The organism is uncultured Pseudokineococcus sp. (assembly GCF_947495735.1).
Classification (GTDB): Bacteria; Actinomycetota; Actinomycetes; order Actinomycetales; family Quadrisphaeraceae; genus Pseudokineococcus.
In genome coordinates, this window is sequence record NZ_CANMAA010000045.1 from 1 (window position 1) to 628 (window position 628).

1 protein-coding gene is annotated in these 628 nt (G+C 75.2%); it reads left to right on the plus strand.

Annotation, left to right across the window (positions count from 1 at the left end; all coding sequences use genetic code 11):
• Nucleotide 1 precedes the first annotated feature (1 nt).
• A partial coding sequence (locus tag Q0848_RS18910) for a histidine kinase (RefSeq protein ID WP_366146683.1) occupies nucleotides 2-628 on the plus strand: 627 nt, incomplete at its 3' end.

Genomic DNA, 628 nt, shown 5'->3' on the forward strand with positions numbered 1-628 from the left:
CCTGGTCGTGGTCAACGTCGCCCTCGGCGGCCCGCCTCGCGCGCTGCCCCTCGCCCTGTGCGCGGTCTTCGCCCTGACGTACGTGCTCGGCGGCCGGGTCGCGGCGGTCGGCCCGCGACGACGAGCACCAGCATCAGCGGCGGCGGTGTGGGTGCTGGCCCTGAGCCTGCTGTGGGTCGCCCTGGTCGCCCGCGTCCCCGAGGCGGCCTACCTGGTCTTCCCGTTGTTCTTCCTCTACCTGCACGTGCTGCCCCGCCCCACCGGGCCGCTGGCCGTGCTCGCGGCGACCGCGGTCGCCGTGGTCGCCCTCGGGCTGCACGAGCGCTTCACCGTCGCCGGGGTCGTCGGCCCGGTCGTCGCCGCCGGCGTCGCCCTGCTGATCGGCCTGGGCTACCAGGCCCTGGCCCGGGAGGCCGCCGAGCGTGAGGCCCTGCTCACCGAGCTCGTCACCACCCGCGACCAGCTGGCCGCGACCGAGCGCGAGCAAGGAGTCCTCACCGAACGGGCACGCCTGGCGCGCGAGATCCACGACACCCTCGCCCAGGGTCTGTCCAGCATCCAGATGCTCCTGCACGCCGCAGAACGCGCGGACCAGGACCGACCCGGCCTGCAGCACGTGCGTCTGGCC